We start from the raw sequence: 16,019 nt of genomic DNA, 5'->3' as shown, positions 1-16,019 counted from the left end.
AAAACTCGGAGCCATTCATAGCCCCGAGCTGGTTGAAGACCAATACAGATAATGTGATTAATTAGTACTGGTAAGTCAGTTTAAGTTTAACTTCACGACCCGGTGAAGGCACGCCGTTAGATAGGTAGGCTTCATAGTAACGGTCAGTCAGGTTTTTCACGACCGCTCCAACGCTCAAGCCTTTGACTTGTTGTACATCCCAAACGACATACGCATTTTGCAGCGTATATTGCTCACTAGGCGATTTTACTTTCAGGTTGTTACCCTCTGCCTTCGTTTTGGTTTGTGCATCGTACCAACGTACTTCCCAACCTGAGCGTAGACCTGGGAGCCATTCGTAACCGAAGCCTAGGTTGATGTTCAATGGTGGTACATCTGGGTGATCGTCATCAGAACCAGTGGAGTCAGATAGACTACCTTTGTTTTTACCACGTACGTAACTCGCTGAAAAATCAGTATAGAAATCTGAAATACGGTACTGTGAAATCAACTCAAAACCGTAGTTTTTGAACCCATCTAAGTTCGTATTCCAGCTTTGGTTTTCTGTACTGTTTTTATCTAGATTTGCACCTGTTCGGATATCGACCGTGTCATTTACGTCGTTGTAAAACACGGTAAACTCCGTTGCAAGGTTGTCACGGTCACTGACTAGACCTTCGGTTAAATTGATCACGCTCGCTTGGTAGGCATGAATACGCGAAACATCCAGATCTCTTGCCGTTGCTGTCGCCGTAGCGCGGGCATATTGTACAGAGTAGATGTTATCAACCGTTGGCGCTTTTAATGCGTATGCGTAAGAGAAATTCAAACGCGTATTATTAGTGGCATCAAAATCGATATCGAGACGCGGACTAAAGCCTTTGTGGCTCGTCTCACTGTAGTCATGTCCAGCCGCCGGGTCGTTGTAGTCTGGCGCTGCATTGCCTTTACCTTCGCTGGTGATGTATTCATAACGCAAAGATGGCGTGATGGTTAGACGATCGGTCGCTTGGTAATGGTCTGCTACATAAGCGGCGTAAATCGTCTGTATACCCGATGGTTCGTAATAAGGCGTGTACCAGCCGTAGTTCTTTGCTTCTTTTTTGGCATACGATTTATTGAAGACCAGTGAATCGCGGTCAGTTTTTTGGTACTGAAGACCGGTGACTAGTGCGTGATCTCCAATTTGTGCTTGGTTGAAGACATCAACGTAATCGCGTTCGTAACTTAGCCAAGACTCGTGACCGTAGCTGCCGACAGAGACGAACATTTTTTCGAATGCAACATCAGGGCGTACCCAGTGGCGATCGTTTTCAGAGCGTGCCATTTTGATGTTGAAATCAATGTAAGGATTGGAAGGCATGTAATGGTAAGAGAGCGTCGTCGTATTATCGGTGTATTTGTTGTCGACCGTGTACGCGTATTTCGCCTTCTCCAATGAGCCATATTTTTTGATGTTGTAGTCGGAAATATTCGGCATTTTTCCACGACGATTCGCCCAAGGTTTGCGGCCTTCGTCTTTGTAGCGCGTATGACTGATTTCGAACTCGTGGTCGTCATTTTCATAGCCGACTTTCACCAGCATGTTTTCTTGCTCGTAACCCGAGTAATCCAACGTTTCACCGCCGCCAACTTGGATGTCATCTGAATCTTTTACCGAGCCATTGGCTAAGAAGTAGAAGCCGGCGTCGTTCTTGCCGTATAAGGACAAGGTGTATGAGTTTTCATCACCATTATTGTTATAGCCAGTGGAAACACGAGCACCAAAGTTACGATCGCCATCGAGGAGATCATCGACACTTTTCGTTTTGATACGGATGGAGCCACCAAATTTACCATTCAATGCGCGATAGTCGTGCGCACCTTTGATGATCTCTGCCTCGCCAATTAAGAACGGGTCAAAGAAGAAGGTACCGTAACGGTATTGTTGGAAGCCGATAGGTGCGCCATCAACAAATACAGCGATGTCACTTGGATCATCAAAACCGCGGATATTGATACGTTCCCCCCCGGAGCGAGCACCACCATCTAATGTTGCTCCTGGCACGGAGTCGATCATATCTGCAAAATTGGAATACTGCTGTTCCTCGATAAGAGACCAATCAATGGTCGTTTGAGCAGGTTCTGCAACAGTGATTGGTTTCGCGTAATGCACACCAATGACTTCAAGCTCTTCGTCTGAGCCTTCTGCTGCATAGGAAGCAAGGGAGTTGAGCACTGCGAGCGAAACAAGGCTTACCTTGAAGCCATGAGTGGATAAACGTTTCATATTCGTCATTTATAGTAATTTGATTAGGCGAGGATTATATGAATGCTGAACAAATTAATAAATGATAATGAGATTAATTATCAATGGTGTTTTTTTGAATGCCTGTAAAGTTTTATATCCACTAAATGACGGTAAAACAGATTTTGATAGGGATTAAGATATGTAGGGGAGTGAATGTGTCTATCTTTTCGCCACAAAAAAGCCCAGATGAATTTCTGGGCTTTCAGTTTATGCAAAAACTTATTGCTGAGTTTCTAGCGGAATTTGCCCTGTCGTGACTTGATCAACATCGAACTCTGTTAGCTCTTCAATATAGCTTTCTACGGTTTGTTCAACGACATCATCGTCTTGTTTGAAGTAAGCAATGTGGAAGATTGCATCACCTTCGTTAACTAGAGGCAGTGTTTGCTGACCGATCACGATACCGCCTTTTGGTGCAACCAGTTCAAGTTCGTCGTGACCAAGCGGCGAGCTGATGTATGCGAGTGTTTCACCTTCTTCAACTTTGTCACCTAGGTTCACGACAGTACGCAGAATACCGTTACCTGATGCACGTACCCAACTGGTGGATTTTGCGATAATTGGTTCTGGTAGCTTTTTGCGGCTTGCGCGAAGCATACCGATGGCTTGCATGACGCGCTGCACGCCAAGTACACCAGCGCTGATAGATAGAGGGTCAAAGCGCAGAGCTTCACCAGCTTCATAAGTTAGCACTGGGATATCGCATTTTTCAGCTTCACTACGCAAAGAGCCATCACGCAGTGCCGAGTCTACGATCACTGGTGTGGCAAACGCTTTTGCGATTCGCAGTGTTTCTGGATTACTCAGGTTCGCACGGATCTGCGGTAGGTTAGTACGGTGAATCGCACCCGTATGAAGATCCAAGATGTAATCACAGCGTTTGGCGATATTGTTAAAGAACCCATGCGCCATGCGAGATGCCAATGCACCTTTTTCGCTTCCTGGGAAGCAACGGTTTAGGTCGCGGCGGTCCGGTAGGTAACGTGACTTATGAATAAAACCAAATACGTTCACAATAGGAACCGCAATCACGGTGCCTTTCAGCTTTTGCGGATCCAGTTGGTTGATCATCTGACGAACGATTTCTACGCCATTAAGCTCATCACCATGGATCGCCGCATTCACCATTAGCACGGGACCTTCTTGTTTACCGTGGATGATTTCCACAGGAATAGAAAGTGGTGAGTGCGTGTAAAGCTGTGCTGCTTCAAATTCGGTTTCTAGTCGTTGTCCTGGTTGTACTTGATGCCCGAGTAGCTCAAATACTTTGCTTTTTTTACTTCTGGCCATAAACCATCTCTGTCAAATACGTTAGCAACAATGTAACAACTGGTTCAAAATCACACTAATCATTCTTCTTTAGGTGACGAAAAATAATTTTTATTGAAAAGATTAAAGTTTCACCAGATGTATGAGTTGTGTAAGCACATTGGGTTAATTTCTGTGTTTATTGAGTGGCTATACGCTGTGTTTTAAAGTAGCACATTCATCGAATAAATAAGGCTGTGTTAAATTTAATACTCATATTTTTTTGAAGAAAAACTGACTTTTACCTATGGTTTTAATCCGCTAATATCCCCGCCGAATTTTTGACCTAATACTATTTAACTAGAGGTTTTGATGAAAAAGGCGTTCGCTAAAATTGGCGCATTGACTGCAGTCGCAGTTTCTCTTTCTGGCTGTGTGGGCAGTAATGCAGTGACAGGTTACGTAATGGGCTTTAACCTAAAAGCAGTAGATAACCGTTACGCTCGTGGTGGTCTAAACATGCTTTTGGCGCCTGTTTATGGTGTTGCTGTTGCAGCGGATTACATCGTATTCAACTCTCTAGAATTCTGGACTGGTAAAAACCCACTAAACGGTAAGCCACACATCTTTGATACCAAGATGGATACTTACATCGACGTGAACCACCAGTTAGACAAATCTCTAACGACTGCACCGATCGGTCCTCTAACGCACAACCGTGTTATCGAGCAAGGTCAAATGCAACAGATCGACGAGAACACCGTTCAGATGGACATTACATACAACAACGGTGACAAGGCGACACTAATGGGCGTTCGTGAAGGTGACTTCGTTACTTACTACATCGATGGTGAAGTGGTTGCTAAAACTTCTATGGATGAGCTAGCGGCATACGCGCAAACTCGCGCATAGTTTGCGATACTCTTGTTATAAAGAGTCTGTAATAAAAAGCTCACAATAAAAAAAGGGTGCCTCGGCACCCTTTTGTGTTTTTCGCGTATTGGTTTGAATTACGCTTTTTCAGGAATGGCTTCAAGAAGCGCAACCATTTGGTCCCAGAACAGTTGAACGGTATCGATCTTCACTTTCTCATCTGGAGAATGAGGGAACTTGATGGTTGGACCGAAAGAAACCATATCCATGTTCGGGTAAGGTTCTTTGAACAGACCACATTCAAGACCTGCGTGGATAACCATGATGTTTGGCTTGTGACCGTAGATGCCTTCGTACATATCACGGAAAATTGCCATGATCTCTGAATCAGCATCTGGTTTCCAGCCTGGGTAAGCGCCAGAGAATTCAATTTGAGCACCAGCCAATTCAGCGACAGATTGAAGCATACCTTCAACTTGGCTACGACCTGAGTCGATCAGGGAACGAATTAGGCATAGAACGGTTACTTTGTTCTCTTCTGTTGTGATAACACCAACGTTAAGTGATGTTTCAACCACGCCTTCAACTTCATCACTCATACGCATTACACCGTTTGGACAAGCGTTCAATGCTGCGATGAAACGTTGTTGGTCTGCAATCGCAAACACTTGTGCATCTGTTGCAACTTCTTCGTTGAAAGTCACGATGTCTGTTTCAATTTTACCAAGCTCTGTTTTTAGTAACTCAGTGTAGTAGTTGAACAGTTCCGCTAGTTTATCTTGATTTTCTGCCGGTAGTGCTACAGTTACAAAAGCTTCACGAGGAATCGCGTTACGTAAACTACCGCCACGGAATTCAACCAGGCGAAGATCCAACTCTTGCGCGTGACCAGCGAGGAAGCGACCAATCAGTTTGTTTGCGTTACCGCGACCTGTATGGATGTCACAGCCAGAGTGACCGCCTTTTAGACCTTTCAGTGTTAGTTGACGAGTAATAAAGCCCGCTGGAATTGCGTCACGAGTAATATCGAAGGTCATTGCGCCATCGATACCTCCTGCACAACCCATGTACACTTCGCCTTCTTGTTCTGAGTCTGTATTTAGAAGGATATCGCCTTCCAACCAGCCAGCTTCAAGACCAAATGCACCTGTCATGCCTGCTTCTTCATCAATAGTCAGTAAAACTTCAATAGGACCGTGCTTGATCTCTTTAGAAGCAAGTACAGCAAGACAAGAAGCCATGCCGATGCCGTTATCTGCACCTAGCGTTGTGCCCTTTGCTGTTACCCATTCACCATCGATGTATGGCTGAATTGGATCTTGAGTGAAGTCGTGATCAGTGTCTTCGTTCTTTTGTGGCACCATGTCGATGTGTGCTTGAAGCACTACACCTTTTTTGTTTTCCATACCTGGTGTCGCAGGTTTTTTAATGAACACGTTGCCAGTTGGATCGCGGCGTACGTCAAAACCTTGCTCTGTTGCCCAAGTAACAATGTACTGTGCTAGAGCTTCTTCATGTTTTGAAGGGTGAGGGATTGAACAAATCTTATCGAAAAACTGCCAAAGTGGAGCAGGTGATAAGGTACTGATTTCAGAATGGAATTCAGACACGGAAGACTCCTTTTGATGTGCTTTGCCAAATTTAAACCGTAAATTTAATGAGTGTTTAGCAGTAAATGCTAATCGGTATTGGCTTGGAATTGCCCTCAGCATACCACCAGAAAAGCGGTTCTAGTAGTTGTGGTGAAAAGGATTTGCCCTAGAACTGTCACAGATTATGAACACAACGTAATACACCAATGCAACGAGCTTAGTATGTTCTGAAAGTTTGTTTAATTTTTAATTTACTAAACTGTAATTTAATTACAGTTAATTCTTGATGGAGGTCAATTTATTAAGTTTTTGTGATTCTGGTCACTAAAATGCTTGTAATTAAATTTCTGGGTGGTATATTTGTAACCAGCTTCTGAGAGAAGAATGAAATGCTCAAAGGATGAGTCCGTTTATCGCCTCCAAGGAACTGAGAAATCAACCAAATTAACAGTATTAATTGATTTAGAAGGTGATATTTATGAAAGGTTTACCAAGTGCAATGTTCTGGAACAGCAAATCTGTTTACACCGGTAACTTTGTATACCCAACAAGCTTTGGTTACTAATTGAAGCCAACGCATGTGACTCGAACAAGTTTGTTCACCCCTATAAATTGGAATTTTTTTTCAGTGCATAGTGCTGACATGATTCACCGCCACTCAAATTGAGTGGCGTTTTTTTATCTTCTGATCCCAATCTCGCCTATTTTATCGCCACCAAGCTTCAATTCTCCGATTGCTTATCTCACTTGTTTCATTTTCTGACCAATTCTTTGGGTATTTAGCGTCCAAAACGATGACTTTGTGTTTGAAAGTTTAATACATTGCTCAGTTTGTACACATACGTTTGTTTTCAATACAAGTTCGTTAGTTATTGTTTATTAAGACCTAAATTTATTTGCTGTTTAAAACGCTAGCGAATGGGTTTCATATCCCAAGAAAAAAATCCCTTTAGAGTGAAAATTCTATCTGGAATTTGTTATTTGATAACTTTATAATTCGAGCCAATCGATTACGCAACCGTTTACTTTTTACCTTTTACAGGATTCGATCATGCTCGAAAGGCTCTTTAAACTTAGTGAAAATGGCACCAATGTGCGCACTGAGATCATCGCAGGTGTTACTACCTTCCTAACTATGGCTTACATCATCTTTGTAAACCCAGCTATCCTTGCAGATACAGGTATGGATCGTGGTGCCGTGTTCGTTGCGACGTGTCTTGCTGCCGCTATTGGCTGTTTCATCATGGGCTTGGTAGCAAACTACCCAATCGCTCAAGCTCCAGGTATGGGTCTAAACGCGTTCTTTACCTATTCCGTTGTGTTGGGCATGGGTTACACATGGCAAGTCGCGCTAGCAGCAGTATTTGTTTCCGGTCTGCTATTTATCGTCTTGAGTGTGTTTAAGATTCGCGAATGGATCATCAATTCGATTCCACTTTCTCTTCGTACTGGTATCTCAGCAGGTATCGGTCTGTTCCTTGCTTTCATCGCACTGAAAAACGCAGGTATTGTTGTAGATAACCCAGCAACGCTAGTTTCAATGGGTAATATCACTTCTCTACCATCTGTACTTGCAGCGATTGGCTTCTTCATGACGATTGCATTGGTTCACCGTGGTGTGAAAGGTGCGGTTATGATCGCAATCCTAGGCGTAACAATTCTTGGTCTGATCTTTGGTGACGTTCAGTGGGGCGGCATCATGTCAACACCACCAAGCATCGCGCCAACCTTCATGCAGCTAGACTTCTCTGGCTTGTTCGAAGTAGGTATGATCTCTGTAGTATTTGCTTTCCTATTCGTTGACTTATTCGACACTGCAGGCACGCTAGTTGGTGTTTCGCAAAAAGCGGGTTTGACTGACGAAAACGGCAATATTCCACGCCTAAATAAAGCGCTACTTGCAGACTCAACAGCAACATCTGTCGGTGCTCTACTAGGTACATCAAACACGACGTCATACATTGAGAGCGTTTCTGGTGTAGCCGCTGGTGGTCGTACAGGTCTAACCGCTGTGGTTGTTGGCGTATTGTTCCTTCTTGCTCTATTGTTCTCGCCACTAGCGGGAATGATTCCAGCTTACGCAACGTCTGGTGCACTATTTTACGTGGCTATCTTGATGCTTTCTGGTCTTGTTGGCATCGACTGGCGTGACCTAACAGAAGCGGCTCCTGTTGTCGTAACGTGTTTGGTTATGCCTTTGACTTTCTCTATTGCAGAAGGTATCACGCTTGGTTTCATTGCTTACGCTGCGATCAAACTGTTCAGTGGTAAAGGACGTGAAGTCTCAATGAGTGTATGGGTTATGTCCGCTATCTTCATTGCGAAGTACATCCTAGGCTAACTCTGACGATTAAAAGAAAAGCCAGTGTGGGCACACGTTCACACTGGCTTTTTGTTTGTGGGCTTTTGCTGGAGGGGAATTTCTCCTTGTTTATGGAGCATTTCTTCTCAAATTCATTCCCTTCTTTATTTTGCCGTGTTCACTGAATTCGATTTTTCTGCGTAATAGACGGAGAATTTTGATATCAGCGTTGGTATTAATCATGGGTTTCGGTAGAATAATCGTTTGCGTAGCTTGAAACCCCCATTTCCTCTGGTGTGGGAAATCTAGATTGATGAGTCCATTTCAGCGCCATCAGCTAGGTCACGGGGATGCATATTTTGAAATTATTAGGTTATTACAATGAGTAAAAAATTCATTATCACTTGGGATGCGATGCAGTCTTACTGCCGTGAACTGGCTGAGAAACAAATGCCAGCTGAGCAATGGAAAGGTATTTGGGCGGTAAGCCGTGGTGGCTTGGTTCCTGGTGCTATCTTGGCTCGTGAGCTAGGTATTCGCTACGTAGATACAATTTGTATCTCAAGCTACGACCACGATCATCAACGTGACATGACAGTGCTTAAAGCGCCAGAAGGTGACGGTGAAGGTTACCTAATCATTGAAGACCTAGTAGATAGCGGTGATACAGCGCGTAAACTTCGTGAAATGTACCCGAAAGCAAAACTGATTGCTGTATGTGCTAAGCCTTCTGGTAAAGAGCTACTTGATGACTACGTAGTAGACATCGCACAAGACACTTGGATCGAGCAACCTTGGGATATGTCTATCCAGTACGCTGAGCCAGTAAATCGCAAGCAAAAATAAGTTTGCACTAAGAATATTGAGAAATGCCCCTTTATAGGGGCATTTTTTTTATTATTATTACGCTATTGCAACCAGCCTAGAGTTCTTCCTATGTCAGAAGACGTCAGTAAAAACCTCTCCGAAACTTTGTTTGTCAAACACAAACAAGCGAAAGAAACCTCTGCACTTACTCAATACATGCCGACCAGCCAAAAGATTCTTGATGAGCGAGAAGAGCATGAAGATCGTGCTTGGTATCGTCATTTGAGACGTCTTCAATGGGCGTGGCAGGGCTTATCTCCTATCGAAATGGAAGGGGTACTTTCTAAAATCGCGTCATCGAATCATTCTCGTACCGAAGATAAATGGCTTGATACGGTCATGGGTTACCACGGTGGTAACTGGACGTTTGAGTGGATTAAGTTAGGCATGGAGCATCAACGCCGCGCGAATGAAATGAAGGGGGAGGAAGCGGCTGATGAGCTGTTTACGGCTTCATTGTGTTTTAGCATTGCAGGCTATCCACATTTAAAGAATGATAACTTAGCCATTCAAGCACAGGTATTGGCGAACAAAGCGTATTCAGAAGGCTCAGAAAAAACTAAATACGTGATCAAGCAGATCGAAGTGCCTTACCAAAAACGCAAGATCATCGCGAACCTACATCTTCCTCGCACAGATAAACAATTACCAGTTGTAATGGTCAGTGCTGGTTTGGACAGCTTGCAAACGGATATGTGGCGCTTGTTCAGAAACCACTTAGCTCCAAAAGACATTGCGATGGTGACTATTGATATGCCGTCAGTCGGTCATAGTTCACATTGGCCGCTGACTGAAAACTCCAGTTGCCTTCATCAAGCGGTTTTGAATGAACTGTATTCTCTACCTTGGGTTGATCACCACAAGGTTGGATTGATTGGCTTCCGCTTTGGCGGTAATGCCATGATTCGTCTTTCGTTTGTTGAGCAAGAAAAGATCAAAGCTTGTGTGGCTTTGGGAGCGCCAGTGCATGATCTGTTTACGTCACCTAAAAAGTTGCAGCAAATGCCGAAGATGTACCTTGACCTATTAGCGTCTCGCCTTGGTAAGAGTGCTGTTGACATCAATAGCATGGCCGGACAGATGATGGCATGGTCACTCAAGGTACAAGGTTTCCTAAGTAGCCGTAAAACTAAGGTGCCAATTTTAGCATTGAGTCTCGAAGGGGACCCAGTTTCACCTCATAGTGATAACCAGTTGGTAGCACTGTTTAGCCAGTACGGACAAGCCAAGAAAATCAGTTCCAAGACAATTACAAAAGGTTATGAGCAATCCCTCGATTTAGCCATAAAGTGGTTGGAGGACGAATTATTAAGATGACAAATCTCCTAATTTAGTTAAGAGTGATATATGTGAGCAAAAAATAAGCTCATGATAATTAAAAATAATAATCATTCTTGGATAGCTAAATATCCTTACTATGGAAACGGAGATTCTTATGTCAGAGACGACACAAGGGCCGACTCACTTTCGCTTGATGTCAAAGTTGAAGGCGGTAGGTCCGTACCTGCGCGAACCACAATCACAAGAAGGGCACTACTATTTTGACTGTCTATCTGTCTGTGTAGACGACAAAAAGTCACCTGAGAAACGTGAATTTTGGGGCTGGTGGATGGACTTGGAGTCCATCGAAGGTGGCTTTACGGCAAAATACCATATTGGTAAATACAACAAAGAAGGGGAATGGACCTCAGAACCATTACCAAATAAGGTAGTAGAGGAAGTGTACTTGACACAAAGTACCTTCCATCAAAAGCTTATTGATACAGTGGCTGAGCATTTCAAACTGGAAGTGGAATATCACACCGAATCGTTTGATTTCGCCTAATTTGGCTGTTTTCTTCCCTGATAAGACAAAAAGGTGCGTTTTCGCACCTTTTCTGCTTGTTAAATCCCCATTTGATTGCTAAAACATCCACTCTTTATTTGTTTTTCATTTCAGAAGACATCATGACAACGAATCAACAGAATGCAGTTGTTTCACAACCACAGACCGTCGTTGTGAAACTGGGTACAAGTGTGCTGACAGGCGGCACTTTGGCGTTAGACCGTGCTCATATGGTAGAGCTGGCTCGTCAATGTGCTGAGCTTAAAAAACAAGGCCATTCAGTAGTAATGGTTTCGTCTGGTGCGATTGCAGCAGGCCGTGAGCATCTTGGATACCCCGCACTGCCCAACGCGATGGCGAGCAAACAGTTGCTTGCAGCCGTGGGTCAGAGCCGTCTGATTCAAACATGGGAGTCTTTGTTTGGTATTTACGGTATCAAAATTGGTCAGATGCTACTGACTCGCGCTGATTTGGACGATCGTGAACGTTTCCTTAACGCACGTGATACCATTAATGCGTTGGTTGCGAATGACATTATCCCTATCGTTAATGAAAACGATGCTGTCGCTACAAATGAAATCAAAGTAGGTGATAACGATAACTTGTCTGCTTTGGTGGGGATTTTGTGTGGTGCAGACAAATTGCTGCTCCTGACTGATCAAAAAGGTTTGTTTACCGCAGACCCACGTAAAGATCCGAATGCTGAGCTGATCAAAGAAGTGAAAACTATCGATGATACTTTGCGTAAAATTGCAGGTGGTAGTGGCACAACGCTAGGTACGGGCGGCATGGCAACCAAACTTCAAGCGGCAGACATAGCTCGCCGTGCAGGTATTGAAGTTATTATCGCCGCTGGTAGCGCACCAAATGTTATCTTTGACTCATTGAGTTCAGAGCCACAAGGCACACGTTTCCTACCGTGTTCTGAAGCACTAGAAAACCGTAAGCGTTGGATCTTAGCCGGTCCTGCGGCGTCTGGTGACATCATTATTGATGACGGTGCCGTTAACGCGGTTGTAGGTAAGGGCAGTAGTCTGCTTGCGAAAGGCGTTATTAAAGTAAGTGGTGATTTTGCTCGTGGCGAAGTCGCCCGCGTGACAAACTCCCACGGTAAACTGGTTGCTCGTGGTATCAGTGCCTACTCAAGTGAAGACCTAGCGAAAATTGCAGGTAAGCACAGTAAAGATATCATCTCTATTTTGGGTCATGACTACGGCTCAGAAGTGATTCATCGCGATGATCTTGTCGTCATTCAAGAATAGAAATTGAGGGAAGCAAAGTGGATTTAACGAATATGGGTAAAGCTGCCAAAGATGCAGCTTTCGAATTGGCGACAGCGTCAACCGCACAAAAGAACCAAGCACTAGCCATTATCGCCGATGAGCTAGAAGCAAATGCAGCAACTATTTTGGCTGCAAACGCAAAAGATATTGAGTTAGGTCGCGAAGCGGGTCTAACGGATGCATTACTTGACCGCCTTTTACTGAATGAAGAGCGCTTAACGGGTATTGCTAACGATGTTCGTAATGTGATCAGCCTTAACGATCCTGTGGGCAGTGAAATTGACAGCAAAGTGCTAGAAAACGGCATGTCTCTGTCTCGTCGTCGCGTGCCACTTGGTGTAGTTGGTGTGATTTACGAAGCGCGTCCGAATGTAACCATCGATATTGCTGCTTTGTGTCTAAAAACAGGTAATGCAAGCATCCTACGTGGTGGTAAAGAGACATTTTTCTCTAATATGGAGCTGGTGAAGGTTATCCAATCGGCACTTGCGAAAGCAAACTTGCCAGCGGCTTCTGTTCAGTACATTGAAAAACCAGACCGTGAGTTGGTTTCTCAATTACTTAAGCTAGACGACTACGTCGATATGATCATTCCACGTGGTGGCGCTGGTCTACACAAAATGTGTAAAGAGAACAGCACCATTCCAGTGATCATTGGTGGTTTTGGTATTAGCCACATTTTTGTTGATGAATCAGCAGAGCTAGATAAATCACTCAATGTTGTTGAAAACTCAAAAGTTCAACGTCCGTCCGCATGTAACTCGCTAGATACTTTGCTGGTTCACGAGAATATCGCTGCGCAGTTCCTGCCAATGATCGTAGAGCGCATGAGCGAAAACGTAACTTTTGTCGCAGAGCCAAAAGCAAAAGCACTGATGGCACAAGCGAAACAAATTCGCGATGCGGGTGAAGGTGACTTTGATACGGAATGGCTAAGTTACACGCTAGGTGTAAAAGTGGTTGCTGATGTGAAAGAAGCGATTGATCACATGCGCGTTCACAACGCGAGCCACTCAGATGCGATCATGACAAACAGCCTACAAAACTCAGAATTGTTCATTAACTCTGTCGGTTCTGCGGCGGTTTACGTAAATGCCGCAACACGTTTTACTGACGGTGCTCAGTTTGGTTTAGGTGCCGAAGTTGCGGTATCAACTCAGAAACTGCATGCTCGTGGTCCTATGGGTTTGGAAGAACTGACCAGCTACAAATGGGTTGGTAAAGCGAACTACTTAGCACGCAGTTAACAGAAACCGTTTGATATTGATTGAAAAAGGGGCAGCGATGCCCCTTTTTGTTTTCTCTAACATAGCAATTCCGCTACACTAGTCTTGCTTTTGGGACGAACCCAATTGCAAGCTATTTGGAGGTGATATGCATTGTCCTTTTTGTTCTGAGAACGACACAAAAGTAATTGATTCACGCTTGGTTGCTGATGGGCATCAAGTGCGTCGTCGTCGTCAATGCCTTGCGTGCAGTGAACGTTTTACAACGTTTGAGACCGCAGAGTTGGTGATGCCGAAAGTGATTAAATCTAACGGTAACCGTGAACCATTTGATGAAGATAAAATGGTTGGTGGTATTCAACGTGCCTTAGAAAAACGTCCAGTTAGTGCTGACTCTATTGAGCTAGCCATCAGCATGATTAAGTCCCAACTGCGTGCAACTGGTGAACGTGAAGTACCAAGTGAAATGATTGGTAATTTGGTTATGGATCAATTGAAAGAGCTGGATAAAGTCGCTTATATCCGCTTTGCATCGGTTTATCGTAGCTTTGAAGACATCCGTGAATTCGGTGAAGAAATTGCTCGCCTAGAAGACTGATTGAATCATGGCTCAACAATCTCTCTCTTCAGAATTTACCTCTCAAGATTTCGAAATGATGTCGCGTGCGCTCAAGTTAGCGAAGCGCGGCATTTATACAACGGCACCTAACCCGAATGTAGGCTGCGTTATTGTCCGTGACGGTGAGATTGTTGGCGAAGGTCATCACCATCGTGCGGGGGAACCTCATGCTGAAGTTCACGCGATGCGTATGGCTGGTAATAAAGCTGAAGGCGCAACGGCATATGTGACACTGGAACCTTGCTCTCATTATGGTCGTACGCCACCTTGTGCAGAGGGGCTAATCAAAGCCAAAGTCGCACGTGTTGTTTGTGCAATGGAAGATCCAAACCCGAAAGTTGCAGGACGCGGTTTTCAAATGCTGCGCGATGCGGGGGTAGACGTTCAAGTTGGCTTATTAGAAAGCGATGCGATCGAGCTGAACAAAGGGTTTATCAAGTTCATGCAAACTGGCATGCCTTATGTTCAGTTGAAAATGGCAGCCAGCCTCGATGGGCAAAGTGCACTCAATAATGGTCAGAGTCAATGGATCACCTCCCCAAAGGCTCGCCAAGATGTACAGCGTTATCGAGCGTTGAGTGGCGCTATTCTCTCGACCAGTAAGACAGTCATTGATGACAATGCATCGCTGAACGTGCGTTGGGATGACCTGCCATGCAGTGTGCAAGCTCAATATCCTCAAGATGAAGTTCGTCAGCCTCCTCGTGTGATTTTCGATCGCCAGTCTCAACTTAGCGATGATCTAAAACTATTCAATACTGACGGTGAGCGTATTATTGTTAGTCACGACGGCGATATTGCGCCTGAGCTGACGGAAAATGGTCAAATTGACTTAACGGCGACATTAAAAGCTGTAGCGAGCGAATATCATATTAATCACTTGTGGGTTGAAGCTGGCGCTACACTCGCGAGTTCATTAATCAAAGCTAACCTTGTAGATGAACTGATTGTTTATCTTGCTCCTAAATTAATGGGCAGCGATGGGCGAGGTTTGATTGGTGCTCTTGGGCTAACCGATATGGCACAAGTTATCGATTTAACTATTACCGACGTTCGAATGGTAGGGGTGGATATTCGTATTACCGCAACCGTCAAACGCAACCAAAGCTAGAAAGAAGCATTATGTTTACAGGAATTGTAGAAGCAGTTGGCAAACTAACTGCAATCACGCCAAAAGGCGAAGACATTACCGTTACGGTCGAAGTTGGCAAGTTGGATATGTCTGACGTTAAGTTGGGGGACAGTATCGCAACGAATGGTGTGTGCTTGACGGTCGTCGACTTCGGTAGCAACTATTACAGTGCTGACTTATCACTGGAAACGCTGAATAAAACAGGTTTTGCCGCTTACCAAGTTGGCGATAAAGTGAACCTGGAAAAGGCCATGTTACCAACGACACGTTTTGGTGGGCACATTGTGTCTGGTCACGTCGATGGCGTGGGCGTGATTGTTGAGCGCAACCAAGTTGGTCGAGCGATTGAATTCTGGGTAGAAATGCCTACTGAAATCAGTAAGTACGTCGCAGAAAAAGGCTCGATCACAGTGGATGGCATTAGTCTGACCGTCAATGACCTACGTAAAAATGGTTTTAAATTGACAATTGTTCCTCACACCAGTGAAGAGACCACGATTGATCAGTTCCAGGTGGGTCACAAAGTGAACCTAGAAGTGGATGTACTGGCTCGCTACATGGAACGCTTGCTACAAGGTCAAAAAGAAGAATCGCAAGAGTCACGTATTACCATGGACTTCTTGCAGCAAAATGGTTTTGCGTAGGCGAAACCGACAATAATCACAGAACGTTATCAGGTTAATTGACTTAATAAGGGTTGGCTGCAAACTGCGCTAAAGCCAGTAGACATGGCTAACCGAAACGTTAAACGTATTGCTGCTGCAATAATAAATTTATGAATAA

General features: G+C 44.3%; 13 protein-coding genes. 10 read left to right on the top strand and 3 right to left on the bottom strand.

The window, feature by feature from the left end; translation table 11 throughout:
• Positions 1 to 61: 61 nt before the first annotated feature.
• Together OH463_RS17510 and OH463_RS17505 are read right to left on the bottom strand one after the other, a co-directional pair.
• Positions 62 to 2,248 (bottom strand): TonB-dependent receptor domain-containing protein, encoded by a 2,187-nt coding sequence (locus tag OH463_RS17510; protein ID WP_005447620.1) that lies wholly within the window; start codon positions 2,246 to 2,248, stop codon positions 62 to 64.
• Positions 2,249 to 2,488: 240 nt separating this feature from the next.
• Positions 2,489 to 3,559, bottom strand: a complete 1,071-nt coding sequence (locus tag OH463_RS17505; RefSeq protein WP_005447618.1) for a succinylglutamate desuccinylase/aspartoacylase family protein — start codon at positions 3,557 to 3,559, stop codon at positions 2,489 to 2,491.
• 330 nt (positions 3,560 to 3,889) lie between these two features.
• Between OH463_RS17505 and OH463_RS17500 the strand changes: the two genes are divergently transcribed.
• Complete coding sequence (locus OH463_RS17500; RefSeq protein ID WP_005447616.1) at positions 3,890 to 4,429, top strand: DUF3332 domain-containing protein; 540 nt, start codon at positions 3,890 to 3,892, stop codon at positions 4,427 to 4,429.
• Positions 4,430 to 4,527: 98 nt separating this feature from the next.
• Here the strand turns inward: OH463_RS17500 and OH463_RS17495 are convergent, their stop codons facing one another.
• The gene (locus OH463_RS17495; protein ID WP_009697714.1) at positions 4,528 to 6,000 is read right to left on the bottom strand and encodes an aminoacyl-histidine dipeptidase; all 1,473 of its coding nucleotides are present in this window, start codon (positions 5,998 to 6,000) and stop codon (positions 4,528 to 4,530) included.
• 1,033 nt (positions 6,001 to 7,033) lie between these two features.
• Between OH463_RS17495 and OH463_RS17490 the strand changes: the two genes are divergently transcribed.
• From OH463_RS17490 to OH463_RS17450, 9 genes are all read left to right on the top strand, one after another.
• Positions 7,034 to 8,323 (top strand): NCS2 family permease, encoded by a 1,290-nt coding sequence (locus tag OH463_RS17490; RefSeq protein WP_005447607.1) that lies wholly within the window; start codon positions 7,034 to 7,036, stop codon positions 8,321 to 8,323.
• A gap of 342 nt (positions 8,324 to 8,665) precedes the next feature.
• Complete coding sequence (gene tet(34) / locus OH463_RS17485) at positions 8,666 to 9,130, top strand: oxytetracycline resistance phosphoribosyltransferase domain-containing protein Tet(34) (RefSeq protein ID WP_005447605.1); 465 nt, start codon at positions 8,666 to 8,668, stop codon at positions 9,128 to 9,130.
• Positions 9,131 to 9,220: 90 nt separating this feature from the next.
• Positions 9,221 to 10,468, top strand: a complete 1,248-nt coding sequence (gene frsA / locus OH463_RS17480; protein WP_009697716.1) for an esterase FrsA — start codon at positions 9,221 to 9,223, stop codon at positions 10,466 to 10,468.
• Between the two features lie 118 nt (positions 10,469 to 10,586).
• On the top strand, positions 10,587 to 10,976 hold the full coding sequence (gene crl / locus OH463_RS17475) for a sigma factor-binding protein Crl (RefSeq protein WP_009697717.1): 390 nt from the start codon (positions 10,587 to 10,589) through the stop codon (positions 10,974 to 10,976).
• Positions 10,977 to 11,098: 122 nt separating this feature from the next.
• Positions 11,099 to 12,238 (top strand): glutamate 5-kinase, encoded by a 1,140-nt coding sequence (proB, locus tag OH463_RS17470; protein ID WP_005447599.1) that lies wholly within the window; start codon positions 11,099 to 11,101, stop codon positions 12,236 to 12,238.
• Positions 12,239 to 12,255: 17 nt separating this feature from the next.
• Complete coding sequence (locus OH463_RS17465; RefSeq protein WP_026000141.1) at positions 12,256 to 13,506, top strand: glutamate-5-semialdehyde dehydrogenase; 1,251 nt, start codon at positions 12,256 to 12,258, stop codon at positions 13,504 to 13,506.
• 127 nt (positions 13,507 to 13,633) lie between these two features.
• Complete coding sequence (gene nrdR / locus OH463_RS17460) at positions 13,634 to 14,083, top strand: transcriptional regulator NrdR (protein WP_005424846.1); 450 nt, start codon at positions 13,634 to 13,636, stop codon at positions 14,081 to 14,083.
• 7 nt (positions 14,084 to 14,090) lie between these two features.
• Complete coding sequence (ribD, locus tag OH463_RS17455; protein WP_009697719.1) at positions 14,091 to 15,215, top strand: bifunctional diaminohydroxyphosphoribosylaminopyrimidine deaminase/5-amino-6-(5-phosphoribosylamino)uracil reductase RibD; 1,125 nt, start codon at positions 14,091 to 14,093, stop codon at positions 15,213 to 15,215.
• A gap of 11 nt (positions 15,216 to 15,226) precedes the next feature.
• On the top strand, positions 15,227 to 15,880 hold the full coding sequence (locus tag OH463_RS17450) for a riboflavin synthase (protein WP_017818918.1): 654 nt from the start codon (positions 15,227 to 15,229) through the stop codon (positions 15,878 to 15,880).
• The last annotated feature ends 139 nt before the right edge of the window (positions 15,881 to 16,019 follow it).

Source organism: Vibrio sp. NFR, assembly GCF_027587095.1.
Lineage (GTDB): Bacteria > Pseudomonadota > Gammaproteobacteria > Enterobacterales > Vibrionaceae > Vibrio > Vibrio harveyi.
This window is presented reverse-complemented; position numbering and strand designations above follow the sequence as displayed.